This is a genomic window from Marinisporobacter balticus (assembly GCF_004345705.1).
Lineage (GTDB): Bacteria > Bacillota > Clostridia > Peptostreptococcales > Thermotaleaceae > Marinisporobacter > Marinisporobacter balticus.
In genome coordinates this window covers 1-26,632 of the sequence record NZ_SLWV01000019.1, presented here as the reverse complement: position 1 = coordinate 26,632, position 26,632 = coordinate 1, and the positions used below count along the sequence as shown (strand labels likewise).

The window sequence follows — 26,632 nt, the reverse complement described above, 5'->3', positions numbered from 1 at the left end:
ATTATTCTCCTTTTTCATATGATTCTACAAATCCAGCCGGTGGAATTGCCATAGAAACTACCTTAATCTGTGGATGCCCTGCATTTTTCATAATATCCGTATAGTCAACCCATACTTCTTGCCCTACGGTAAGGTTTCCAAACCCTACAATTTCAATATTGTCAGTACATACAACCTCTACAGTATCCCCTTTTTTCCCAAGGGTGCCATCCTCAAGTAATGTACCTACAAAAGAATAGGGCATATCCCCTTCTGGACCTTTCTTAATTTCCAGCCTTACGGATTCAAAGATACGCTCATATAACATAAAGCAGCCATCCGTCAACGCCACATATTTGTGGATTGTGTCAAAGTCATTACCATACACTTCTACTCCCGATTCTAACGTATTAGAGACAAATTCCTCCTCCACTTTCAGTATGCTTTGGGGAACCGTTCTGACAATATTCCCTATATGCTCCCAACCATCCTCCGGTAAAGTCTCGATGGTTTCCCCTGTATCACTGTAGAAAGCCCCGTCAACAAACATCATAGCAGGATCAGCTAACTCCTCCTCACATATAACAAGATAGGGATAAGGTGTACGGTTTGATATAAATCCTGTAAGAAAAAACATTACAATCAAGATAGAAGCGATGTTTATCCATGGGGCGTGTTTTTTAAAGTTTATTACGTTTTTAATCCGCCATTTTACATCGCTTTCCCCAAAGGCGATGGGATTCATTATGCCCGTTCTTTTCGTGGACAAATCAAGCAATGATAATGAATAATCCTTCCGTATATCTTCTTCTTCCTTTCGCAATACTGCCTCATCACAAGACATTTCCATATCTTTTGACATAAGGAAATAGCTAACCCATATCAGAGGATTCAACCAATGAATGGCAAGTACCATAAATGAAAACAGCTTGATCAAGTAATCTCGGCGCATTATGTGGATTTGCTCATGTTTTATAATGTAGTCATATTGTGTAGATTCCAAGGTGGTAGGAATAAATATCTTTGGATGGATAAACCCTAGTACAAATGGAGTTTTGATATTATCCGTTTCGTAAATGTTTCCTTCCACAAGGGTTGCATAATACACATTTCGTTTTAGGCGGATATATTCGATTACCCCATATAACAGCAGTACAGCTACCCCAAGGAACCAAATAAAACTCACAATTTCTAGCACAGACTGTATCGGGTTTATGCTATTCTCCATACTATCCGCTGGCAAAACATTTGTAATTGCCATATTTGCTATATTATCCAGAATCGGAATATTGCTTGTTATTTTAGGGTTTACCGTATAAAGGATATCCGGTGGTAGTACATACTCCGAGGTAAACAAAAGGCTTAATCGGCTGTAAATACCAAATGGGCAGATTAATCGAAACAATACCACAACCCAAATAACATATGAATATATCTTAGGAGCTTTTTTCAGTGGCATACGAACAAGCATGACAGCCAAAGCCACTATACCCGCGGAAAAACTCATATTAAAAATTTTTATAAATAATGGTATCATTTTTTCATCGCTCCCTCTATCATTTGTTTAATCTCCTGGGCTTCCTTTTCGGACAATGTTTTACCTTTCAAAAAGGTCGCTATAAAAGAAGGAACACAACCTCCAAATGCTTTTTCCAAAAGTGTATCGGCTTCGTATTTTTGAACTTGCTCTCGCTCAATAAGTGTTGTGACGGTAGCATTTTCGTTTTTCATAATACCCCGCTCGCTTAATTTTTTAATCATTGAGTAAGTCGTTGGTTTTTTCCAACCAAGCTTCTTTTGGCACAATCGTGTCAATTCAGTAGAGTTTACAGGTTCATGCTCCCAAACAATACTCATAAACTTGTATTCTGCATCAAACAATTTTAAATTTTTTTCCATTAATTAATCACCTCCGTTGGTTGGTTGGTTGGTTGGTTGGTTGGTTGCTATCAACCTTTTTTAGTTTATCACGACCGACCAACCTTGTCAACAAAATAGTTTTTTAAGCATAATAATTATGATCTACATATTTATAAACCATTGTATAATGATATTATATAAATTTAATATCACACTTAAATACTACAGTTTTGTACTTTTTAAATTATTTCCATAAATTAACGTAATAATTTTCAAAATAAAAGAGGAATATATGTACAAAATAGACCCCCAGCAAAGGAGTGATATTCATGTACATTTATATTCCTCAAGAAATACTGCCGTTGTTATTATTTCCTAAATAATTGTTATCCATACCAAACTACAAATATTTTGTTAGCTTTATTTGTTGCCTTTTAGTAACTGAAGGACGAAAGACTACCAGAAATATTCATAGATATTGTTTTTTTACAAGAAGCATTTGGCAAGTTGGGAACGGTTCTTAAGCAAAAACCAGTGGGACTGCATGGGTGTTATGAAACAATTGCTTTATAAGCTTTTAGCGTTATTTCCAAATAATTTTATGATCCATGGGTCGCTATTGGTAGCTTATGACACTAGCCTTATAGCAAAGAATTCTGAAAGAATACTTGGTATTCAAAAGTGGAATAACCACAGTAGCAATGCAGAAAAAGGTAAGTATATCATAGGTCACCATTGGGGAATTTTAGGTATTGTTGGTTCTTTTTTATCGAACCGATTTTTATATTTCCCACTCATTTTCCGCTTAATATCTGGTAAGTTGAACCCCTGCTCAATGGATGTCTGATGCGGATGGAATAGCAACTCCCATGAACTTCTGGGACAATGTCCATGCTACATATTTCAGTTTGCAGATTGGACCTGTAAGCATACTGTCAGGGTAGTAGCAGATGCCTACTTTAGTAATAAGTCATTTATACAACCACTTTTGAGTAGAAAAACTCCTATTCATGTGATTACAAAATTAAAAAGAAATGCAGTGGGGTATTTAGACCTTAAGAAACCTCAAACAAAGAAACGTGGCAGACCAAGAAAAAGAGGACAAAAGATAAAAATAGTTGATCTTTTTAAAACTGAACCTATCCAATCGATATCTGTATGCTTATATGAAAAAATAAGAGCCATTGAAGTTGTGGCAAAAGACTTATGGGTATTAGCGCTTGACCGTAAAGTACGAATAGTGGTCACAAAACTGGGTAGTAATGTAATGGCATTAATCAGTACAGACATAACGCTGAATCCAACTCAAATTATTGCAATTTATGGCTCACGTTTTTCTATCGAAATAGCAATCATAGATATGAAGTAGCATTTAGGCTTAGGAGATTATCAGCATCAAGTTCTATTGCCTACATTCAGATTTATACATCTTGCAGCGGTATGGATAATTTTATAAAGGCTTCATTTGTGCAAAACTATAGATAATAACTTAGAAACAAAAAAATTTTTGGAGGTAATTTAAATGGGAATGGTAACAAATGCAACTGACAAATATCAAGCATGCATAGATGCTTGCTCAAAATGTACCCAAGCTTGCTATGAGTGCTTTACAGCTTGTCTAAATGAATCAGATTTGAATGCGAGAAAAAATTGTGTAAGTATTCTAGTTGAATGTGCTATGTTTAAAGATGCTCACTGCAAGAAGTGTGCTGATATCTGTAATATGTGCGCTAATGAGTGCAGAAAAATGGCAAGCATGTAATTTAGAATGTAAAGTCGATAGTTACGTATTGACCTTACATTAATACATATTTTACCAATATTCAATTTTTAAATATATACTTAACTTTTTATTATAGCAAGGTTTATTCTCCGTAGATCCATTATAGTTTTTATAAAACTACAAATCTATATGCTCACATTTTAGAGGATATTAATCAAATATATCCTATGTCATCTATATTTCCCCTTAAAAATCAGGGCAAAAATTGGGCACTTTTTAGCCTGATTTTCGCGTGGATGCTAAAAACGCCCCGGGGTCTATTTCGCATGAAGTCAGAATCATTTCTAGTTAGATATGCATTAGGTTATCACAATAGCTGTAAACCGCCATTTATCAAAATTTTGATTTTAATTCCTAAGCATTTACGATCAATTTTTACCTTTATATTCTTATCAGAAAATAAACCCTAATGCGTTTCAAAAATTTTCATCCCCACCCAAAATCCTCTCTATTCTTGTAGATTAGAAAGCAGTAATTCCTTCAACCATTTTGGTATATGTTCAACTTTTTCCCTTTCCAAAATCTTTTTAACTATTTGAGCTGCATCTTCTTTTCTCCAGAACCTATCCCGTATAAAATATTGCTTTTAATTTTCTTTTTCAGCTTGCTTCAAAAGTCTATCAAAGTCGCTTTCAAATAATCTATCTTGAACTATTCTATATTTTTCAAATTCACTTTCTGCAAAAGCTTTTGCAATTTCTGCTGTAACCTTACCTGAATTATTTAAAAGTTCATATTCATTAAATTGTAAAAAGGCATTTAGTTTATTTGCCCAATCTTCCATTGTCATTGGTATTTTTCTTTTTGCTTGGTTTTCAGCGTAATCAAGATACATAGTTACTATTCTATTTAACGAATCCATTTCCTCTAAATTCAGATAATTCTTAGCAACAGAAACATCACTTTTCACTATTTTACCTTTAGGTGCATTTCTCCAAGTAGTTAATCCCATGTTTTCTTTTTCTGCATTTGCTCTATCCATTATAAGCTCTGCTGCTGTTTTGCCATGTATTGCAAAGTGCAATTTATTTTGAACAGTTTTAAAAAATGTTTTTGTTGTTACAGCATCAGCAGAATAATCCATTGCTGTTGCATAAATATCTGTTATTTTTTGATAGAATCTTCTTTCACTTGCTCTTATTTCTCTAATTTCTTCAAGCAAATGATCAAAGTAATCTTCATTTAAAAACGTTCCATTCTTTAACCTTTCCTTATCCATAACATAACCACGAATAGAAAAAACCTTAAGTACAGAAGTTGCCCACTGACGAAAAACTATTGCCCTCTCAGAATTAGTCCTAAATCCAACTGCAATAACTGCTTCTAGATTATAAAATTTAGTGTTATATTCTTTCCCATCAGAACTAGTTCGTCGGAATTTCCGACATACTGAATTTTCATCTAATTCACCATCTAAAAAAATATTCTTTAAATGCTCTGTTGGTTCTCCAAAAAAAGGCCCAAGCGATCTGGGGGGACAGAGAGGAAGATTGATATATCTTTCAGATCGCCAAAAAGCTGTGGAATTAATTGATGAAGCACGAGATGGTGGGGCAAGATTAGAACCTGCATGTAAAATACTTGGACTTACAAGTAGAACGTATCAAAGGTGGAAACAATATGGTGATATTAAATCAGATGCAAGACCGTATGCTATTAGCCCTGAACCTAAAAATAAACTTTCGCAACAAGAACGCAAAGAAATTTTAGAAACAGTAAATTCTAAAGAATATGCCAGTTTACCACCCTCTCAAATCGTTCCTAAACTTGCTGATAAAGGGAAATATATCGCTTCTGAATCTACATTTTATAGAGTACTTAGGCAAAATAAAATGCTTACACATCGTGGGAAAGAAAGCAGCCACATTTTTAGCAACACTCGAAAGATTAGGTGTGCAAAGTTCATTTTCAAGACCAAGAGTAAGTATGGTAGCCTGCCTGGGGCGTTACCTTCTTCAGATGGCTACGCACAGGGCAAGCAACCATACTTACGGAGGCTCAATGTCAATAGCAAACCGGAAGATTCAAATAAGCTTGAAAAATAAATTGTAACAACTTTATACGACAATTTTGGTTCTTTCCAATGTTTGTTGAAAAGTGTAATTTATATTATATTTAAATAGTAATTGTTACTCAAAAATATGCTATAAATCCAATAGTTTCAACTAAGTATGGAAAGAACCACAATTTTCTTGACAAACTCCGAATGCGGATAGCTTCAAAATGAATGAGTTGACTGTCTAAACAACTTTTTGCCTTACTCCAGACAAACGCATCTGCAGAGAGTAAAAAAATAACGGCTGCATATCCGTAGATTTCTTCTAGCTTCGGAAACATACCTCTTTTACAGATACTTTGAAATCTCTTTTTATGCTCTGCATTTCTATTTCTATAGCAGCGAGAGGTGTATCTCTCATAAATCTTGTAATCATTTTAATCAGTCCTTTCTTTTTCTGCAAATCGGACAACAAAAAAAGAGGCTATGTTTTTCAGTAACGAAGAACATAACCTCATGGTTGTTTTGCCCGATGGCAGATTTATTAAATTGTATTTTAGGTTTATATGAAAACAGAGGCATCAAGATTATTCTTTCAATACCTTAGTTTATTTAATAATTATTCTCTTTGATATAGTTGTTTTTTAACGGCGGGATATTCACAAACCCCATTTTATTCTGATATGCGCAGAATTTGAAATGTATCATACTCAGTTTCAGGATACTCTTTGTTGAAATAAAACATGCTATATCTCCATTTATCCTGATTATATATGCAAACTCTACCTGTATAATTTCTTTTTTCTACTAATTCAAATAAGAGGGGTAAGATCATTCTATATATGATAGAAGTTCAACAATCTTCTATTTTATGAATATTATAAGTCCATATCCCAACGCTCTTCTATAACATCTTTTCCCCATGCCGGATTTTCCTGTGTATGGGTTATTTTAAATCCTTTGCTTTTATAGATATGCCTTGCTGTTTTTAGTTTACTTATAGTTTCAAGAAAAATGTGTGTATAGCCTTTCTCTCTGCAGAAATCAAGTGCATCTTCAATAAGTTTTTTTCCTATACCTTTGCCTCTGGCTTCCGGTTCAAGGAGAAAAAATCTTAATTGCGCCGTTTTATCATCTGATTTAGAAATTGCAATGCTTCCGAGTCTTCGTCCGTCCACTTCTGCAATCAGTATACATTCCTTACTCGCATCAAAATGTCCTACAAATTGATGTACTACCCTATTTACATCGTTGACAAAGGCTGAAGATAAACCATATTCAGCTGGATATAGAATCTGATGTCGCAAAATCAAATAATCAATGTCATCATCAACAAAATTACGGATGGTAATTGGATACAAGCTTTCTGAGATTCTGTTCTTTATAACACCCATGGCTTCCAAGACTCTAGATAACATGAGTTGAATGTGAAAAAGCTCCCCACTGTCAAAGCTCTGCAAACTGAATATGCAGAACTACTTTCCGGCAAGAAAAAAGCCTACGGGGAATACCATAAGGCGAAAAAGGATATGCAGGAAGTAGTCATCGCAAAGGCAAATATTGACCGTCTTTTAGGCGAGGACACGGCTCATCGTGAAAAAGAAAAATCACAGGAACAGAGGTAATCTGTCCTGTGATTTTATCAGCCTCCGCAGAAGGCGTAGCCACACAATTTATTGTGTGTTCAGTGGGGATTGGGGATACTCCCCAACAAGCAGATTTGCCAAAAATCCCGCAAGGGAATTTTGAGCAAAATCGCAAGGTGTGTACCACCTTTCCCTGATTGCCACTTTTGTTCGCAAACAATATACCGTATATTGAAACATATCCAAGGGAACAACGCCAACCCTGTATAGCAGCTTGCTTTTATCCTAAAAACTCTATCTCCATTTACTTGAATTTACTTGAAATCGACCAAGTAGCCAACGAACGATTGGAAAGGCTTATGCCCCCAATGGCAAAAGTCGCAGGTATCACGGAACTGCTTAAAGCCACCGACCAAATAAAATGCTTAGGCTTAGGCTTAATGAACACCATCAAGGTACAGGTTGAGGAAACCATTTTTGCGGAGCTAATTTATAGCTGACTACTCGATTTTATTCACCTTATGCTCTTAGGTGTGAGCATACACATCATAGCATTAACTCTAATAGAGCATAATATTTTGACATTATAAAAAACTAAAAGCTCCCCATTGACAAAGCTTACTCGATATGTAACAATAGTTGTATAACATATGTGATTATTCAAAATCTAGTAAAGGAGAAAATTAATATGCCACCTAAAGCAAAAATAACGAAAGACATGATTTTGAATATTGTCTTGGATATTACAAGAGAAACAGGATTTGAAACTGTAAACGCAAGGAGTATTGCAAGTAAGCTACAATGCTCTACTCGACCTATTTTTACTTGTTATGAAAACATGGATGAATTAAAAACAGAATTTCTTGATTTTGCTTATGAATACTACGAGCAATATGTCACCAATTATAATAGTTCTGTTAATGTCAGTCCATATTTAATCCTTCCCCTTTCCTACATTGAATTTGCTCAAAAAGAAACACATTTATTTAAACTGTTATTTATAAATGATATGGCTTTAGAAATGACAGAAGCAAAAGACTTTTATAAAGAAATTGACAATGAGAAAAAGGCAAAACTTTTTTCGGAAACTATTGGAGTAGAGTTAGAACAATCAAAAATCATATTTTTAGACTTATTTCTTTACACGCATGGCATAGCAGTTCTAGCTGCAACGAAAAAATTAGCATTAGATAGAGATAAGGCTGAAAAAATGGTGACAAACATTTTAACAGCTTTTATTAGACAAGAAAAACCAGATTGGAATTTATCCATTTAATTTTTATTATCAATAGAGGGAGTGCAATATGAATACAAACCAATATCTAATTAACCATTACAACAATTATGATGAAGATAGCCGCCTTGTTGTAAAACATGGTTCCGTTGAGTTCCTTACCACAATGAAATATATCGAGAAATACATAAAATCTGACGACCATGTGCTTGAAATTGGTGCTGGAACAGGTCGGTATTCCCATGCACTGGCACGAGAGGGATATGATGTTGATGCAGTGGAGTTGGTTGAACACAATATAGAGATTTTCAAACAAAACACTCAACCGAATGAAAATATAACCATTACACAAGGCAACGCTATGGATTTATCTGCGTTCCCAGACAATGAGTATGACATAACGCTGCTGTTAGGACCGCTGTATCACCTTTACACCAAAGAGGATAAACAACAAGCTCTGGGCGAGGCGATTCGTGTAACAAAACCGGGAGGCATAGTTTTTGCCGCCTATGTTATATCCGATGGTTGCCTCCTTGACGAAGGTTTCAATCGTGGGAACATCAATGTTTCTCAATATATTGAACAGGGCTTAATTGATTCACAGACATTTGCCGCCAAGTCAGAGCCAAAAGCTTTGTTTGAACTTGTCCGCAAAGAAAGTATTGACAATTTGATGTCCGTATTTCCTGTAACTCGGCTACATTACGTTGCCGCAGACGGTTGTGCATTATTTATTCGTGAATCAGTAGACGCAATGGACAACGGCACATTTGACTTATACTTGCAATACCACTTTGCAACTTGTGAGCGTGAAGGTTTACTAGGCATAACAAGTCATGCGATTGACATATTCAGAAAATAAGCATCATTTACATTAGCCTTAATCGCAAAACATGAGGTGATTATGAAAGAATGCAAGTGGTTACTATGCCCTATATGTGGTAACAAAACTCGTGATAAAATACGAGAGGATACTGTGCTTGAAAATTTCCCTTTGTTTTGTCCGAAGTGCAAACAGGAAACGCTAATCAGCATTAGAAAATTTGATATGTCAGTTATCAAAGAGCCAGACGCACAGGCGCAAAGCCGATAACCAACAAGAATCAAACTCGTGGTTATCGGCTCTTTTTCATAAGAGGATTGCCATGTTGCAGATGCTTTCAAAACTCACTAAATTAAAGAAGAACTACATTACAACTATCCACCTGTGATTTAGCAGTTTTTTGTTGTGCCCAAATACAACAACATAACTATGTCTATGCCCGCGGAGGTTGAGCTTAATAAAACCCGGCTTGATGGTCTGTATGACATCATCGTAGAACTAGAAGAAAAAATTGAGGATGTCAAACTACGCCGCAAAGCTGTGGAGCAGGATGCCCTCACATTAGAAAACATCTACACCCTACTGGCAAACTTTGATAAAGTGTATGATAAAATCAGCGATGAAGAGAAAAAAACTCTGATTTCTTCGCTAATCAAAAAAATAGAGATTTTTCCATGTGATGAGGCTAAATTGCGTTTGAAGTCTATTTTATTCAATTTTCCTGTTTATAAAGACGGTGGAGATGTTTGTGGGTTTTTGTGGGACAAAAGTACGCACGTCTCCACATGGCTCGAGTTGATGGCATTGATGTCTTTTATACCTGCCTGTTCTCGGAAACATATCCACGGCATTTTTAGCACTATCAGTAGGCGGGAACATATCAAAGATTTTTGGGCTGCGTCCATTAATCTTTAATGTCCAAAGCCTTCTATTTTCCATCCAGTCTGTGGAGATTCGTAAACCATGTGACAATCCCAATATTGCTGCCCGCTACTAATGGTTATCTCATTATTGTATTGAAGATCTACCGTTACTCTAAAGATTTTAGTGTATTCATCGGGCTCATCAATCAGTTCGACTTTCAATAGTTTTGCAGATTTCAGATTATCAAAAATTGATGCAGCACCGATACTGGCACCCGTTAAAGGCAATCCTACACCCTCATTAAATAATTCACTATTTTGCATATTTGATGTTAAATTACCCAGTAAAGTTTTTTTCAAGATACAGTATTCCGCTACCTTAGCATCTTTATTATCCAACGCCGTGAAATATTCTTCAATAACCTGTTCTGGTTCCAATTTGGATAGGCTTACTTCAAGGTCGTCAGCCTGAATCATGTTCACAAGCCATTCGTTAAGCGTTTGCCTTGTCACTTTTTCAAAGCTATTTCCTATCAGACTGCAGGCGTTAAAAGTGCTGTGCCGCCCAGCACGGATGAATGCACCGATTATTTTGCTGTCGTTTTTCACAACAACACCTCTGCAATCCTGTATCGGATAAAACTCCTGCGGCATACTTTCATGAATCCTATAAATTTCAACATCAATGTCTGCAGTATTAGAGTATCCGCTCATGTCCAGGCCGATATCCTTTGAAAGCTCATTGTTATAAGCGAAATAATATGCGTTTGGATTAAAACCAGACAAGGCTTTGATGTTGTTGAGCTTGTTTTTCATTGCGCTAATCTGATAGTCAAGCGTCCATCCATATTTTTGAAATAGTGCTACGGCATCGGCGTTATCTATATAGACGGTAATGCTTGTATTCTCCAGAAATGAATCGATATAACGTGCAAAATCTGTATTTACTTCGTAAAGACCACCGTCTTTAACAATATAGGCTTTATTATACAGCGTATCGTAGTAAAGTCTACAGCTATATCCGCCTATGTTATTAGACAATTTTACGGTATACTGATTAGTATGATTATTTTCCAGATCATCCTCTTTTGCAGGTGTTAGACTTGTTCGTAGTGTTGAATCAGTGAATGCAACTATTTTTGAATCGGTTGTTTCAAACTCGTTTGCCGACTTAAAGCCCATCATGTCGGAGTGAAACTCAATTTTTACTCTGTTATACTCCTGATACGCTGCTTCCGTTGTACCCGAAGGACTTTCTGCTAGATTATCTTTTAGTTGAATCGTGTTGCCTCCCTTAGGATTTGTAACTAGTGCAATTCCTACAATAATTACAGTTATCATTGATACAGCAATCACCCAAAAGGAAAATTTCTTGTAATTTAACACGTTTTTAATCCTTCCTCTTACATTTCCCTCGCCAAAAGCAAGGGGATTACCATTTAAGATATGCCTTCCAGTAGCAAGCGACAATAATGAATTAGCATAAGGCTTTTTAATATCTTCATTCATTTTTTTCAATACTCTTTCGTCACAGGATAGCTCCATATCTGTGCTCATTAGTATAAACGCAATCCACACAAGAGGATTAAACCAATGTATGGATAATATTAAGAAAGCAAATATTTTTATGATGTGGTCTTTTCGATTGATATGGGTTTGTTCATGTAGCAAAATATAGCTTCTTTCGGTGGCATTAAGTCCAACCGGTAAATATATCTTTGGTCTTATTAAGCCAAGAACAAATGGTGTTTTTAAATTCTTAGCTTCGAAGATATTCTGTTCTATTAACTGTGCACTTTTCAGCTGTCTTTCTAATAGTAAAATGGATACTACACTATAGATAAGTAATATCATTATTCCTAAAATCCATATGTATGCCCCTATTTCTATATAAATCTGCAATGGATTTACACTTGCTTCAACAGTCGGAGCGGGAAGTGATTGGCTTACAAATGAATCTACTACTTCTATCCCCTTATTTATCTGAGGACTCTGCTGATAGATGATATCATGGGGAATTGACACAGTATGCGTATTCCGTGGCATAAGACTAAACATGCTTTCAAATGAGAATGGAATTATTAGGCGAAATGCCACCACACCCCATAAGGCATAAGAGATAACTTTTGGAGCTTTCTTGAGTAATAGTCTAACAAGTATCACAAAAAGGATTACATAGCTTGCAGTAACACTCATATTTAAAACAGAAATAAATAGTTCAATCATTGCTACACCTCCTTGTGCTCGTCAATCAATCTTTTCAACTCTTCAGCCTGGTGTTTACTTAATATTTTCCCACCAATAAAAGCTGTTAGAAATTTTGGCAAGGACCCTCCAAAAGTATCCTCAACAAAACGTATACTTTGTTTGGCATAATATTCATCCTTTGTAATTAGAGATGAAACTACAGCATTTTCATTTTGAAAAAGGCCCTTTTCACATAACTTTTTCAATACTGTATATGTTGTGGACTTTTTCCAGTTCATTTCTTTTTCACATAGCTTCACAAGATCACCAGAACCTATCGATTCGTTCTGCCAAATTAATTCTGCAAACTTTTCTTCACTTTCAGTGAGTTTATATTCTTTCATAATAAACCTCCTTGGTCTATATAATACCGACCTTATATTATAAGTCTATACCTTATAGACTTGGATGTCAATGATGATTTATAAATAAATCTTCATTTGTAAATCACAACATACAAAAGACCGCCAACCAAGAGAGTACGTCTCCCGATTGACGGTCAGCCACCAATGTTGTTTCTACATCTATCCTATCTCCACAACCCTACAAATGTTATCTATACCATCCACTCAACCCCACGTACATTTTCTTACCTTTCGATATGTTTCCGAAAACGCAAAAACACACTTTTGGTTGAGTAGTCGATTTTGATATAATCCATCAAAACCAGTAGAATCAACACTTACACCTTTTTTATCAACACCACACATTCCACATGTGTCAGGTGATAACTGGGAATATAATTCTTTACCCTTCTTTAAAAATCCTTTCCCATTATCTGAATCATCATCTTTTCCCATAGTAATTGTCGATTTTGGACCGGTTTTAAAAACAAAAGTCAGTTGATGGGGATCTTTTTGTCCTTTGTCATCAATGCCACCTAGTATAATCTTCTCGACAATAGAATCAAATACATCTGCATCAAATTTTTTAAGGGGCTTGTTGGCATCAAAGTACTTCCTAAAACTTTTTAGCCTTGTTTTCATTTCTTTTTCTTCACTGGCTGTCAAAGATAGTTCATTGGTTTCCTTGATTAATCGTTCTTTGTCTTTATTTAACTCAATAAACTTATTTTCGTAATTTTCACGGTCAATGGCACCATCGATATGAATGTCTATGAGCTTCTTGATTTTATCTTCAACTTTGCTAAGTTCTTTATTTAGAGCTGAAAGCTCCTTCTTGCTAGTGCTTTCACTTAATGTATTTTCAATAGTTGAAATAAATTCCTCAATGATTTCTCTATTATGCTGGCACATTTCATTAAAGACTTTGACAAAGGTTTCTTCAATTACAGCTTCATGGATTCCTTTACTATCAGGACAATGCTTTTTACCATGTTTACTGGATTTTATACAGTGCCACACCACTTTTTTATTCTTAGTACCTGAGTTCCACGCTCTTCTACCAACAGTAGTTTCGCAGAAGCCACACTCAATTTTACTGCTAAAGGTGTATTGTCTACTATACCGCTTCAAACGTCCTTTTTCCATGTTGCAATTACGCTTATTTCTTATGGCTTGGACTTTTTCAAAGGTTTCTTTGCTGACAATCGGCTCATGATGATCTTTGATGTAATATTTCTCTTCTTCACCCATATTATCAAGGCGCTGCTTAGTAATTGGATCAACAGTAAACATCTTGCCAAGTAGTAAGTCACCCATGTATTTTTCATTCTTTAATATCCCTCTAATGGTACTATCAGGCCAGTTGGTGCTGCCTCTCTTAGTCTTATAGCCTTTTTCTTTTAATTCATTTCCAATAAGTCGGGCACCCTTACCTTGATTATAACAGTCAAAAATATACCGAACGACTTCAGCTTCTTCTTCATTAATCACAAATTCTTTGGTTTCCTTATCGTAGTCATAACCTAAACAACCTTGAAAACCAACCAATTCGCCACGCTTCATTTTCATCTTTAGTCCCATTTTTACATTGGTTGAAATGCTTTCACTTTCCTGTTGGGCTATTGAAGTTAAAACGGTCATAGCAACTTCCCCTTGCATGGAAAAGGTATTGATGTTTTCTTTTTCAAATAGTACAGCAACATTATGTTTTTTAAGAAGTCTGGTGTATTCCAGTACGTCTTTCGTGTTTCTACCAAATCTAGAGATACTCTTTGTAATCACTAAATCAAATTCACCTGCCATGGCATCACGTATCATCTCTTGAAAACCAAGGCGTTTATCAATATTCGTACCACTAATACCGGCATCGGAATAAATCTTTGCCAGTTCCCAATTAGTATTTTCTTTTATCTTTTGCTCATAATAAACTACTTGAGAATAATAACTTGCCATCTGTTCAGCAGAATCAGTGCTCACTCTGCAATAAGGTGCTACTCGAATTTTGGAGAGTTCTTTACCAGATGCACGGTCAAATTTATTCTTTTTTGGTTTTATGACTTCTACTTCTTTCATGTCTTCACTTCCTTTATGGAATCTAAAACAATGTTACTTCTTATGTGTCCATTCATGTTCTTCTAAATACACATCAAAGTCATCTTTTTCAGGAGCATTTAAACGTTTTTGATTAAACTTCTCATATTCTTTTTCAGCAAGTTCCTTAGCTACTTCATGAGAAATAGAACCTGCGCCAGTAAGAATGTCTCGCTCGTTAAATTTAAGAAAGGCATTAATCTTTTCTTCCCAATCCTTCATATACATTGGGTTACGTCTTTCAGCCTGATCTTCTGCATAATCTAAATACATGGTTACAATTCTATTGAGTGATTTCATTTCTTTTTCAGTCAAATAATTCTTGGCAACGGTGATATCACCTTTACGCACCTTCTCACCCTTCCAAGTGGTAAGTCCCATATTATCTTTTGATGCATCAGCTCTTTGTTCAATTAGTTCTGCAGCTGTATGACCATGAATAGCAAAATGAAGCTTGTTTTGAACCGTTGCAAAAAATTTCTTTGCAGCTTCAGATTTTGCATCATAATCTATTGATAATGCGTAGATATCAGTAATTTTCTTATAAAACCTTTTTTCTGATGCTCTAATGTCACGAATACGTTCTAAAAGCTCATCAAAGTAATCATCACCAATATTACGCATGCCTTTAAGGCGTTCATCATCCATGGTAAAGCCTTTGACTAAATACTCATTTAACCTTTCCGTAGCCCATCGTCTGAACTGTGTCCCTCGACTAGAACGAACACGATAGCCTACAGCAATAATTAATTCTAGGTTATAAAAACGTACCGTTCTCTCAACCTCTCTATTTCCCTCGGTTTGAACTATTCGGTTTTCCCGAATAGTTCGATTTTCTTCAAGTTCACCTTCGGCATAGATATTTTTTATATGTTCATTAATGGTATTCACACCTTTTTGATAAAGCTCGGCAATAGCCTTCTGTGTCATCCATACGGTTTCATTTTCAAGCCTAACATCAATTTTAGTTTTACCATCTTCTGTCTGATAAATGAGTAAATCGTTTTTATGATCCAATGTTACCCTCCTTTTCCATATGCAACTTATAATTCATCAGACACTGTCTGACGTTTTTAAGTGAACTATCCGGTAATTCCGGATAGTTCAACAATGTATGTTCCTAATTATCATTTTAATTTTACCACAGTAGATAATCAAGTGCCACATAAACCTCGTTTAATTTTGTATTTTCTTTCCAACTCAGCTTTGATTTTGATGAATTCTTTTTCTGAAATCATCTTTTCATCAAGCAGGCTGGAAAGCATGGCTAACTGTATTGTAAACTTCGTTAAGTTTTCCATCTAACCCTCCTACTTGATTTTTTTTATTTAATGGTATTTTTTGAGTACAGTCACTACGGCTTCGTAAATATCATTTAGTGACTTTCTAACTTCCTCAAGATTGGGACTTGTAGTCTTCCCTTGATGACAAAGTATAGTCAACTGATTCAGGTTATTACCAATCTTAGTTAATTGGGTATGAAAATTTCTGAAATCATCAATAATAGTAATCCTTTTATCACAAGCAGATTTAATGATATAGGCACTCATATTTAATTTCACTCGGTCTGCCTTTTTCTTAATCTGCTGATATTCTTTTTTTGTCATTCGAATGTTCACTTGCTTATCTCTTGTTCTCATTAGCATCTCCTTCCTTAGAAATGGGTGTGGGCATGCCCACTATTACACACTTTGGCTATACAAAGTGGAAGCTTGCCCCTGTTAAAACAGGGTAAATAAATCCTTAAGCTTAAGCTTCCGTCCAGTAACAAACTAGACGCTTTCGGATTTATTGGGGATATTGAAGATAAAAGCATTATGACTTCGTCAGCAAATAGTGAACCGTACTTTTGGACCACTTTTCACCGGTATACGCAGTCATTTTATCTGCAATTTCTTGATAGGATAATGCATTACACTGATACATTTTAAGTAGTCGCATATGTTCACCAGAGGCTCTCGTTACTCGTCCAAAGTGATCTGGACGTGCCTTTAATTGGTCATTTTCATCAAGCAATGATTTAATATTCCCTTCCAATATCCTCACCTCATCTTCAAGTTCTTTTATGGATTTTTCCTTGATTTGAAGCTTGTGTTCAAGTACTTGAATCTCTTCCCTAGCTTCTTGCAATTCAATTTTTAATTCTTCAACACCAAATAATTTGCCTAACATTTTTATCACCTTCCTTTCAAGGGTGCAAGCGTGCAAAGGTTATAAGCATTGCCCCCTTGCACTCTTGATTTTATAACTGCCATTTCCAACCTTCCTTTGTTTTAATAGATTTCACTTCAAGATTCTTTTTAGCTGTTTTCAACGTTCTTTGAGAAATCTGCTTTTCTTTTGCCTTTTCAACAACATAGTCACTGGCTTTAGCACCATCATCAAGAACTTCTTTAATCAGCTTTTCTGCTCGCTTAAGAACACTTTCAGTTGAACCCGCTCCGAGTAATTCATCCAGCTCAATGTCATATTCTCCTATCCACGCAAAGCCATTTTCTTCATCCAGCTTAAAAGCAACTTTCTTACCCTCAGGTGCTAAACTTGATTTGATCTGAGCCATTACTCGAATAGATGGGTCTGCTCTTACGCGCCCTACTAACAAAACACTTCTAGCGGCAGCTGTAATATCAATAGAACCAAGTCCACGATAAAGTCCTTTTGTACCACCTGCTTTATTCATATGACCAATAATGACAATGGCACAACCTGTCCTCTCTGCAACGTTAGAAAGATTTTTGAAAATTGGTCTGATTTCATTTGCCCTATGCATATCTACACCAGAACCTAAATAAGCTTGTAGGGGATCAATGATTAGCAACTGTGCATTCGTCTCAATAATGGCTTCTTCAATTCTTTTATCTGATAGCGTCAGCTCCTTATGACTTTCATCAATAACGATTACTTTGGTGCAGTCAGCACCTGCTGCCAATAATCTTGGTTTAATGGTGTCACTTAAGCCATCTTCTGCAGTTTGATAAATAACATTGCTACATTCTAACGCCTCCTTACTTAAAGGCAATACATCACCAGTCGTCATTGCTGATGCTATTGCCAAAATCATGGTGGTCTTGCCCTCGCCTGGATCACCTTGAATAATGGTGATTTTCCCAATGGGAATGTAGGGCTTCCATAACCATTTCACTTCTGTTACCTCAACATCACTCATGTTGATGAGTTTTAGTTCATTTTCATGTTCCAATTGTTTACCTCCTTTTTGTCCCGCTACTTATTAGCCGATTTTTTGAGGGGTCTGGTCTATACATTTTTCATTTTAATTTTTGCCCCTCACTTATAAGCCGAAAAATCACGAGGGATGGGCGAAATATTTTCAATATTATTTTTCCCCTCACTATTAAGCCGAAAAATCATAGGGGGTGTACGAAAAAAAGTATAAAAAAATCCCCCTATCTATAAGCCGAAAACAGATAGGGGGATGCCGAAAATATTTTATTACTTTACACTTTCTTTTTGGATTCAGCCTAAATCATTAATCATAATTCAGGCTAATTGATATTTTAAATTAGCTATATCGTTAAATATTATTTCTCCATTCTCTGATTTTTCTGCATCCAGCACTTCAAGTAACGATTTGGCGATATGCCAAGCTAGTACTGGTGGTACTGCATTACCAATTTGCCTATATGCATCACCTTCTGAACCAGCAAAAACAAATTCATCTGGAAATGACTGAATTCTAGCAGCTTCTCTTGGGGTAAATCTTCTGTATAATTCATTCTCTGGATCAACCAAAAGAACTGGATCTCTAGAGTTTAAGCTAACTTTCGCAAGATGACTCGTAATGGTCAAGCATGGTTCATTAAGATTTTGATATAATCCTCTTTTCATATTATTTTTTGCTTTTTTCATTCCTTCGACTGCACGCTTCGAAAAATAGTACTTATTATCTTCTGAAACTAGGCTCTTTACTGCAACTGATAATGGTACCCACTCATTGGCAGTCGTTTTTTTCGGGAAAATATATTCCTTTTTCAAATCATCTCTAATTCCGATGATAATAACTCTTTGTCTCTTTTGCGGAATTCCATAGTCGGCTGAATTCATTAGCATAGAATAAGTTTTATATCCGGCTAATTCAAACTCTTTAATCACTCTACTGAATATTTTACCTTTATGCAGAGTCATAAATCCCCTAACATTTTCTGCTATAAATGCTTTTGGACTTTTAGCTTTCAAAATTCTTATCATCTCTTTATATAAGTTTGCTCTATCATCAAATGGATCCTTATTGGGATTCACAGTACTAAATGATTGACACGGAAAACCACCCATTAAAACATCATGGTCAGGAATTTCACTTGCATTAATATTTTGAATATCATCACAAACTACTTTGTGGCAATCAAAATTTTTTTTATAAGTATTCAGAGCTTTTTCATTTATATCTGTTGCATATACTATATTATATGGTAATCGCTGATATTGTTCTTTATTAAACTCAAATCCACCCAACAGTCCTAGATCAGCTCCACCACAGCCCGAAAATACAGAAACTACTTTATACACCATATTCACTCCTTGCTTCTTTAATAACCATATCAATTGCCGAATTTCCAAAATCAGCCCTATATGCTACTGGAATTACTCTTAATAATCCGTCATCGACTTTTTCTTTTACATTCTTTATTACATACATAAAAACAGTTCCTCTAACAAAATATACTCTATAAATAAAATAGTAATTACTATGTTGATTAGCTGCTATCCATTCATTCCTTGTTAAGTTTATTGTATCAATCCAATTATCATCTTCTATGCTCGGGGCTGTGACTCGCTTAGTGGACTTAACTTCTATATACTTAACAAATTCTGATATATCACCATCCTCGGCAATCACCGATTGAATGTCATACCCTAAACCTCTTGTTTTACCGAGGTGAAGTACTTTTGAAGCTAATCGATGATTATATGATTTAACACGTTCTTTTTCATACTCATAAACAAATAGTTCACCTTCATCACCTAGCGCAACTAAATCCGTTCTACCTAATTTTTTAGATAATTTTTCTTCTGGAATTCCTAATGATTTTGCAGTTGTCGTGAAGATTTCTTTGCTATCTACAAGTTTTGAAAAATAAAAACTCCAATCTGTTCCAATTTTTTTCCTATTTTCAACTGTAGATAAATCGTATGAATATACATCAAATTCTAATTTTTCATCCCAATGCTTTGCAAAATAATTTATAGCATTTAACTCATTTTCATTCAATAATACTTCATATTCCATTCCAATATGGATTAAATTTGCTAGTTCAAGATAGTTTAGAAGCTCATTTATATGTTGCATATTATAAGAAGACGCCTTACCAGGATTTTTTATCTTTCTTATAATCCCTTCATTCCTATCGTTGACGATTACATTTACTATTTCATTTGGAAAAGCTTTACCTTGCAACGCATCTAATGAATTTAATATATAATAACCGATATCATTCTTAGTTAATACCAACCCAACTTCTTTCGCCTCTAATAAAACACTTAGTACTAAAGAACATGGTCTAACCGAAATGTTATTGTTAATTCTTTCAAGTATAGTAGCTGGTTTATCCATTCCATTTGGATACTGAATCTTAAAACACATATCTTTAAAAAATGCTGGTTGATCATTGTCCTCTAAAAATTTAAGAGTTCTTTCTGATGTATATACATTCTGATTTTCATCTATATAATACATTCCGAACAGTTTTCCTGCAATTTCAGTTCTATGATTATCTAATGTCTTAATAGATGCATTAGGTAAGAACCTTTTCAATAATCGATTAAATGAATTCTCAAAACTTCCTTTATCTGCAGGTGTTATTTCGTCAATTATTTGAGCATATGCAGGCAACAAATTATCCATTTCGCCCTTAGACTTCCCTCTAATTATAGTACACCTATATTGATTGAAATGATTATACATTATTTTATCCCCTTTTCATCAATTCAACTACTTTTGTTGCAATTACTTCTGCAAGCATTGGCGGTACAGCATTCCCAACCTGCTTTAACTGACTTGTTTTTGTCCCTATAAATCTAAATTTATCTGGAAAGGATTGAATTCTTGCAGACTCTCTTGCTGTTGGAACTCTATTTGCTCTGTAATGAAAATGATGATTATGACCAGTATCAATAGTAAAGCTTGGTTTGCTACTATTCATTCGTGTCCAAGCAATATTTACTTTTCGTGTATCTTTCAAATGTTCTGGTAAATCCTTATAATTTCCTCCATCAGGTACGAGGCTTATAATTCGTTTTGTTTCCGCTTTGTGAACTGCTGTTACATGATTAAATAACATATCTGAATCATCTCTCATTTTTTTTTGATAGATTGTATTAGCATTTGTAGAATAATGCACACCATCTCCAAGTGGTACTTCATCACTTATATAATCCAAATCTGATATAGCATCCTTACAGTTTACAAATGGCAATAAATCTTTATCTACACCATGAGTTAGTTCTGGAAAACTAAATTTATCCGAATTTATAATTTGATTTTCATCAACCCCAACAAAAAAAACTCGTTTTCTTTTCTGTGGCACACCATACTCGTCTGCAGATAACATTTTAACTTGAACATTATATCCAATGTTTCTGAAATCTTCCATTATTTCATCTTTTGCTTTTCCATTAAATAATCTTATTAAACCAGGCACATTTTCCATTACAAAAATTTTAGGTTTTATATCATTTACTATTCTAACAAAAGATTTATATAATGTATTTCTTGGGTCATCAATCAATCTTTTACCTGAAACCGAGAACCCCTGGCATGGAGGGCCTCCAATAATAACATCAATACTATCATTATTCAAATCCATTAAATCAAGCAATGATTTCCCTGTAATATTTGTGATATCATCATTTACAACTATGGAATCCGGAAAATTATATTCATATGTTTTTGTGGCATCTTTCCACGAGTCTAATCCAAGTTTAATGTTAAATCCTGCTTGTTCAAAACCCTTTGAAAATCCCCCACAACCACAAAATAAATCTATTAAATTATATTTATCGCTCATACAAAATCTCCTGTCTATATATTATGTATCTTTTGATTTTGTTCTCAAATCAATAGGCTTTTCTGCATCACTAGGTATGGCCCATAAATTACCAATTCTTAAAGCACCTTGTACTCTACCTTCACTACATAATATTTGAACACGCCTTTTAGAAATATGCCACTTTTTAGCTATATCCTTAACCGAAATATAATCCATCTATATCACCTCTACACAAAACTCTTAAATTATTATATTCGCAATCGCGAATAATGTCAACTCTGATTCTTGAAATGCAAATCCACCTACTAGTGTAAGTGGATTTTATTATTCGACTTATATCCCTACATTTCACATCCAAAAGCCTAGCCTTACGATGATTTCACCTTTCAGTTCCTTATTACGATAATTAGCAATATCCGTATTAAACATGAAAAGCTTGGTTTTAAGTGGTATATGGGCAAATACGATTAGTCTTTTTTGTATATGATGGTGTCAAGTTAGGACAAAAATATCATTTCACTTTTCCATATTAATGCTGTTCTTATCTACAATCTCAAACTATTGCATTAATTGATATGCTGTTTTAAATATCTCAGACTTACTCCATAACTTAGAATCACCTATGATATATAATCTATACTTAGCTCTTGTTACAGCAACGTTTAAAATATTTGGTTTAACCCATTTAACTGCACCAATCGCTTTATTATCGCAACCAAGTAAAAATATAACTTCATTAGCTTCTTTTCCTTGAAATTTATGAACTGTACCACAACAATTCTCACACCATTGTTCAACAGTCTCACCATATTCTTCAATTAATTTGTCATATCCAAGAATCATCTTTTTCAATTCAGTAATAACTGTAGTAAAAGGAGATATTACATATAAGTTAGGATAACCATTATATTTCTGAAAGCTATCTACTATCATTTTCATTGTTTCTTTTCCTTGTTCATTGACAAAATGATTTCTATTACCAATTTCACTGCCCTTAATATCCAACCAACAAGATTTATCTAATATAAATTTATCAATTAATGATATGTCAGGTGCTGCTGTTTGGTATTTCATTGTTCCACCGTACGAAATGATATTTGAAATACTAAACATTGGTTCGATACATCTTCTATGTACAACAAGTGGACATCCAACCCATTCTGAATGAGAATCTAAATTGGCTGAATTTTTTATATAAGAACCATACTTATTTATGCTATCAGCAAAGGATTGAACAGAAATAGTTTTATCCATGTAAGGTTTTAATAATTGATCAGAGAATGCCCTTTTAATGGCATCAGCCTCATTTGTCACAACTGGCTCAACCTGCTTAGGATCGCCTACTATTATTGCTTTTTTACACCTCCATAGTGCACCAAGAGCAATATGTGGTCCAGCTTGACCTGCTTCATCAACTATTAATAGTCCAATACTTTCTTTTTCTTTAATGTGTTTAAGAAATCGTCCAACTGATGCAAAAGTAGTTGAAATTACTGGTGTTAATAAAAAGAGAGTATTAAGTAAGTGAGGGAAAGCTCTATCTTTATCCCTAATACTGAAATTACATAATTCATTATTGCTATTCTCACGATTTTTCCACATCATACTGAGATTTATGAAGTTGTCTCTACATGACTTTGAGGATAAAATAAATTCTTTATGAAGTTTAATAGCTGAATGAAATAATTTTTCTTTTTCTCGATTATACTTATCAGTAGTCCAAGGATTTGATATCTGAGCCTTTGTACTAACAGATTCTACATCACTAAAGTACTCTTTCCAAAAGTCATCATCAAGTATTACACGATCTTTCTTCATCTTTTCGAGTTTCATCATGAATTCTGAATTTGCTAAGCTGATTTTTTGGGTCAGGTCTTGTATAGCTTTCATACAGTTATTTTTTTCTTCCAAGATATTATTTTGTTTATCTCTCATTTGTGAAAGAATTTGCTTGAGTTTTGATATTTCTTCTTCTATAATACACTTACTTTTTTTTATAGATTCTATATTTTCAACAACTGATATTTTCTTTTTTTCATTGGAATTATACACTTCAATCATTTGATTCTTTTTAGCTTTCATTTCCTTAATCAATAATAAACGCTCAGTCTTTATCCATCTATGCAATATTATTTCATAAAACTTTCTAGCATCCTCTAGTTCTATTATACTAAATTGAGTTTTAGATATTTCATTATCTATATCTTCTAATCTGTTATTAATATCTGAATACTCATCATTTTTATTAGTTAGATCTTTTTCAATTTCTATATATTCCTTTTCTTTTTGACTTATATCTTGTTGTATTTTATTAATGTCTTTATTATATACGGTTATTATTTCTTCCAATTTAGCTATTTTAAATTCATAACTTGAAATTTCATCCTGAAACTTTTTAATAGCTAAAAAATGACTAGATTTCAAATTAGAATCATTGAATAATTTATCTTCAATATCCTTAACAATGTTTAATTGGTTAATGAAATTTATTCTTGCTTCTTTATATTTGTTTCTACGCTCTTTCATTTTATCATTATTGTTATAAAAACTTTTAATTATGTTATTCAATACATTATAGCAATAACGCCCTACATTAGAAGATTTGCCCATTGGGGCTGAAATAAGTCCCCATGCATTAATCTCAGTCTCTGTATCGCTTTCACTTGAAATTAGTTTATGAGCAAGCCATGAAAAGTAAATATCATTTTTCTTTTCATAAACAGCTCTCACATTACCATATTCTTCTTTTTCTAATTTAATAAAGAATTCTTCTTGTTCAAGAGCTTTTAAGACATCAAACATTGATGCAACCTCATCAAGCTGTCTATCATTTTCAGTAAGAAGTTTATCTGAATACATGTTCACTCTAAGTGATTTTGCATCAGGTAATTCTTTGCTTATATTCTCCACAGCAGCATTATTATTAGATGCAACCAACATCCCATAGTCAGCAAGTTTATCCTCCTTAAATGAATAGAAATAAGGATAATACTCATCATATCCATTTAACCTTAATGTGCCGTCCGAATAATTGTTCTTTATGAATGCATCATCAGGATTCTCATATTTTGTTAGTAAAGTAGCACGTTCAACTATATTATGAGTAATAATTTCTTTTAAAAGTGTCGTCTTACCTGTGCCAGGTGGTCCATTTACAGAGAATATATTACCTACACCTTCAAAATTAAACATACCAAAGTTGATTGCTATCTGCTGCATTAATGCAGGACTATATTTTGATGGCCACTTTCCTAGTGGTGATTCTTTAATTCTAAGTATTCTACTTATGTAATCTTTATTAGCTCTAATATCAATTCTTTCTTTTTTGTGATCTTTTATTTTGTTTTTTTTCATATATAAAGCTGTTACATAATCAATTATATCAGCATGCATACTTTTGGAATCGTGCTTATCATTGATTGAATGACTTATCATATGCAAGTCATCAGTATAAAATCCATTTAGCAACTCACTCAAATCTAAACTCTTTCCTTCTTCCCTATTTTGAGTTTTTTCAGAGTCATATCGTGAATATGTAAGTATTCCCTCTTCCAATAAACACGTAGTTTCCTTGAATACTTTTTTGGCATATTGGGAAATTATATGTTGATATAACTTATTTAACGTCTTATTTGTAAGTTCTGTTTCCATTTCAATGATTGATTCAATCTTCCTCACATCATCATAATAATTTTTAATAGTGATTCCATGATCTTTACTGTTTTTATCTATGCAACACCGATATACTCCCCATAGCATCGGTGAAATTCTTAAGCTATCCTCTATATAAAATCCATTCTTATCAATCTTCAGAGCAAATAGACACAATTTCCCTTTGTCTTCTTCTGGTCTTGTATCTTCAATTTCTAACACCTCAAATAAACGTTGAACTATTTCTTCCTTCCCTATCTTCCCATAACAAATATGAATGAATTCACTACAATACTGGTGTTTATTATATATTTCATTGTGATTTTGAATTATTTTTAGTATCTCTTCATTTGTACATAGCTTATTAAATACCATAAATTTCTTTGGTTTGCTTTTTCCTTTTGGCATTGGAAGATTTTTAGCCATTAGCATTGCTAAGTGAGCATTTTTTTCTTGCATTTTTGATTTTTTAGGAAATGGATCTTGACTTAAAAATTCAATAATATACCAAAATTCAATTATTTTTTTCGCTATGGCTGATTTATTTATCTCTTGTAATGACATATTTAACTCCAAACTTTATAAATTTTAACTCAGTTCTTTCTTCAATAAAATTTATTCAACAATTTTAAAGAAAAATAAATTTAGGGTATAAATCAGTGTATTTTCAATAAATTACCCTTAAATTATTATAACATAAGGCTAAATAAAAATCTTTGCCATCTTACAACAACTTACAATTACAATAAATATAATAGAGTAATCTTGATTTTCTTCTCCAATTTACACCAACATAATCGTTACTGAATGCTATTCTTATAGTAAGCGATGGAACAAATAGCGTAAAATACGAAACAAGGCACGCTCTGCTGATAAATAGCAAATCTTGCCTTGATTATTTTTATAAAATTAAAAAAATCCTTCACTATATATAACGTATTAATGATTTAACACTGGGAAAAATTACAATCAAATATTCCGCCTCTTTGATGATATTATGTAAACATAATCTATGAGGGGAGGGATTGTGCATGTATACTGAAAATCATAATGAACAAGTAGAAATTAATGTTTTGAAAAAGCTATTACGAACGACTAATAATAAGCGTATGCATATCAGATATCAGGTGATACTTCTTCATTACAGAGGATATACAAATGTGCATATTTC

Annotated in this window: 26 protein-coding genes and 1 pseudogene; 10 read left to right on the top strand and 17 right to left on the bottom strand. The window is 34.0% G+C overall.

The genetic code is table 11. The features are described 5' to 3' along the window. Position 1: 1 nt before the first annotated feature. Both EV214_RS12545 and EV214_RS12540 read right to left on the bottom strand, forming a co-directional pair. Positions 2–1,516: a M56 family metallopeptidase gene (locus EV214_RS12545; protein WP_132246302.1), complete on the bottom strand. Its 1,515-nt coding sequence runs from the start codon at positions 1,514–1,516 to the stop codon at positions 2–4. Continuing rightward, positions 1,513–1,878 carry a BlaI/MecI/CopY family transcriptional regulator gene (locus EV214_RS12540; protein WP_132246300.1) on the bottom strand — a complete coding sequence of 122 codons (366 nt, stop codon included), beginning with the start codon at positions 1,876–1,878 and terminating at the stop codon, positions 1,513–1,515. Before EV214_RS12540 ends, EV214_RS12545 begins: the two co-directional genes overlap by 4 nt. Positions 1,879–2,383: 505 nt before the next feature. On the opposite strand from EV214_RS12540, the gene EV214_RS19145 reads away from it, so the two are divergent. From EV214_RS19145 to EV214_RS12525, 3 genes are all read left to right on the top strand, one after another. Further along, positions 2,384–2,686, top strand: a complete 303-nt coding sequence (locus EV214_RS19145) for a hypothetical protein (protein WP_132246298.1) — start codon at positions 2,384–2,386, stop codon at positions 2,684–2,686. A gap of 30 nt (positions 2,687–2,716) precedes the next feature. Further along, positions 2,717–3,208, top strand: a complete 492-nt coding sequence (locus EV214_RS19140; protein ID WP_132246296.1) for a transposase — start codon at positions 2,717–2,719, stop codon at positions 3,206–3,208. A 153-nt stretch (positions 3,209–3,361) separates the two neighbouring features. Then, the gene (locus tag EV214_RS12525; protein WP_132246294.1) at positions 3,362–3,601 is read left to right on the top strand and encodes a four-helix bundle copper-binding protein; all 240 of its coding nucleotides are present in this window, start codon (positions 3,362–3,364) and stop codon (positions 3,599–3,601) included. Between the two features lie 607 nt (positions 3,602–4,208). Here EV214_RS12525 and EV214_RS12520 read toward each other — a convergent pair. Next, positions 4,209–5,045 carry a virulence RhuM family protein gene (locus tag EV214_RS12520; RefSeq protein ID WP_330571311.1) on the bottom strand — a complete coding sequence of 279 codons (837 nt, stop codon included), beginning with the start codon at positions 5,043–5,045 and terminating at the stop codon, positions 4,209–4,211. Positions 5,046–5,056: 11 nt separating this feature from the next. Here EV214_RS12520 and EV214_RS12515 point away from each other — a divergent pair. After that, positions 5,057–5,475 (top strand): annotated as a pseudogene (locus EV214_RS12515) (helix-turn-helix domain-containing protein); the annotation flags it as partial. A 1,021-nt stretch (positions 5,476–6,496) separates the two neighbouring features. On the opposite strand, the gene EV214_RS12505 reads toward EV214_RS12515, so the two are convergent. Then, the gene (locus EV214_RS12505; protein ID WP_165916360.1) at positions 6,497–7,012 is read right to left on the bottom strand and encodes a GNAT family N-acetyltransferase; all 516 of its coding nucleotides are present in this window, start codon (positions 7,010–7,012) and stop codon (positions 6,497–6,499) included. A gap of 27 nt (positions 7,013–7,039) precedes the next feature. On the opposite strand from EV214_RS12505, the gene EV214_RS12500 reads away from it, so the two are divergent. From EV214_RS12500 to EV214_RS18960, 6 genes are all read left to right on the top strand, one after another. After that, a complete protein-coding gene (locus EV214_RS12500; RefSeq protein WP_207669688.1) occupies positions 7,040–7,243 on the top strand; it encodes a hypothetical protein in 204 nt (67 codons plus the stop codon). A 158-nt stretch (positions 7,244–7,401) separates the two neighbouring features. Then, entirely contained in the window at positions 7,402–7,704 is a 303-nt protein-coding gene (locus EV214_RS19690; RefSeq protein ID WP_408631305.1) for a TnpV protein, read from the top strand. Positions 7,705–7,892: 188 nt separating this feature from the next. After that, a complete protein-coding gene (locus tag EV214_RS12490) occupies positions 7,893–8,480 on the top strand; it encodes a TetR/AcrR family transcriptional regulator (RefSeq protein ID WP_132246286.1) in 588 nt (195 codons plus the stop codon). A 28-nt stretch (positions 8,481–8,508) separates the two neighbouring features. Then, the gene (locus tag EV214_RS12485) at positions 8,509–9,300 is read left to right on the top strand and encodes a class I SAM-dependent methyltransferase (protein ID WP_132246284.1); all 792 of its coding nucleotides are present in this window, start codon (positions 8,509–8,511) and stop codon (positions 9,298–9,300) included. Positions 9,301–9,342: 42 nt separating this feature from the next. Next, positions 9,343–9,531, top strand: coding sequence for a cysteine-rich KTR domain-containing protein (locus EV214_RS12480; protein WP_132246282.1), 189 nt, complete (start codon positions 9,343–9,345; stop codon positions 9,529–9,531). Positions 9,532–9,666: 135 nt separating this feature from the next. Continuing rightward, the gene (locus EV214_RS18960) at positions 9,667–10,176 is read left to right on the top strand and encodes a hypothetical protein (protein WP_207669687.1); all 510 of its coding nucleotides are present in this window, start codon (positions 9,667–9,669) and stop codon (positions 10,174–10,176) included. Here the strand turns inward: EV214_RS18960 and EV214_RS12470 are convergent. From EV214_RS12470 to EV214_RS12415, 13 genes are all read right to left on the bottom strand, one after another. After that, positions 10,173–12,350 carry a M56 family metallopeptidase gene (locus EV214_RS12470; RefSeq protein ID WP_132246280.1) on the bottom strand — a complete coding sequence of 726 codons (2,178 nt, stop codon included), beginning with the start codon at positions 12,348–12,350 and terminating at the stop codon, positions 10,173–10,175. The genes EV214_RS18960 and EV214_RS12470 overlap by 4 nt on opposite strands. A 2-nt stretch (positions 12,351–12,352) precedes the next feature. After that, the gene (locus tag EV214_RS12465) at positions 12,353–12,715 is read right to left on the bottom strand and encodes a BlaI/MecI/CopY family transcriptional regulator (RefSeq protein WP_132246278.1); all 363 of its coding nucleotides are present in this window, start codon (positions 12,713–12,715) and stop codon (positions 12,353–12,355) included. Positions 12,716–12,940: 225 nt separating this feature from the next. After that, positions 12,941–14,788: a recombinase family protein gene (locus tag EV214_RS12460; protein WP_132246276.1), complete on the bottom strand. Its 1,848-nt coding sequence runs from the start codon at positions 14,786–14,788 to the stop codon at positions 12,941–12,943. A 33-nt stretch (positions 14,789–14,821) separates the two neighbouring features. Beyond that, on the bottom strand, positions 14,822–15,823 hold the full coding sequence (locus EV214_RS12455; protein WP_243116655.1) for a virulence RhuM family protein: 1,002 nt from the start codon (positions 15,821–15,823) through the stop codon (positions 14,822–14,824). A gap of 137 nt (positions 15,824–15,960) precedes the next feature. Then, positions 15,961–16,107 (bottom strand): SHOCT domain-containing protein, encoded by a 147-nt coding sequence (locus tag EV214_RS18780; RefSeq protein ID WP_165916359.1) that lies wholly within the window; start codon positions 16,105–16,107, stop codon positions 15,961–15,963. Positions 16,108–16,134: 27 nt separating this feature from the next. Then, positions 16,135–16,452: a plasmid mobilization protein gene (locus tag EV214_RS12450; RefSeq protein ID WP_243116654.1), complete on the bottom strand. Its 318-nt coding sequence runs from the start codon at positions 16,450–16,452 to the stop codon at positions 16,135–16,137. A 169-nt stretch (positions 16,453–16,621) separates the two neighbouring features. Continuing rightward, positions 16,622–16,978 carry a hypothetical protein gene (locus EV214_RS12445; protein WP_132246274.1) on the bottom strand — a complete coding sequence of 119 codons (357 nt, stop codon included), beginning with the start codon at positions 16,976–16,978 and terminating at the stop codon, positions 16,622–16,624. Between the two features lie 70 nt (positions 16,979–17,048). Beyond that, the gene (locus EV214_RS12440) at positions 17,049–17,972 is read right to left on the bottom strand and encodes an AAA family ATPase (RefSeq protein ID WP_132246378.1); all 924 of its coding nucleotides are present in this window, start codon (positions 17,970–17,972) and stop codon (positions 17,049–17,051) included. Between the two features lie 332 nt (positions 17,973–18,304). Beyond that, positions 18,305–19,330, bottom strand: coding sequence for a DNA cytosine methyltransferase (locus tag EV214_RS12435; RefSeq protein ID WP_132246272.1), 1,026 nt, complete (start codon positions 19,328–19,330; stop codon positions 18,305–18,307). Continuing rightward, complete coding sequence (locus EV214_RS12430) at positions 19,323–20,726, bottom strand: protein NO VEIN domain-containing protein (RefSeq protein ID WP_132246270.1); 1,404 nt, start codon at positions 20,724–20,726, stop codon at positions 19,323–19,325. Before EV214_RS12430 ends, EV214_RS12435 begins: the two co-directional genes overlap by 8 nt. Positions 20,727–20,730: 4 nt before the next feature. After that, a complete protein-coding gene (locus EV214_RS12425; protein WP_132246268.1) occupies positions 20,731–21,828 on the bottom strand; it encodes a DNA cytosine methyltransferase in 1,098 nt (365 codons plus the stop codon). Positions 21,829–21,849: 21 nt separating this feature from the next. Then, the gene (locus tag EV214_RS12420) at positions 21,850–22,026 is read right to left on the bottom strand and encodes a DNA-binding protein (RefSeq protein WP_132246266.1); all 177 of its coding nucleotides are present in this window, start codon (positions 22,024–22,026) and stop codon (positions 21,850–21,852) included. A 342-nt stretch (positions 22,027–22,368) separates the two neighbouring features. Beyond that, a complete protein-coding gene (locus EV214_RS12415; protein ID WP_132246264.1) occupies positions 22,369–26,025 on the bottom strand; it encodes a DEAD/DEAH box helicase in 3,657 nt (1,218 codons plus the stop codon). Positions 26,026–26,632 lie beyond the last annotated feature (607 nt).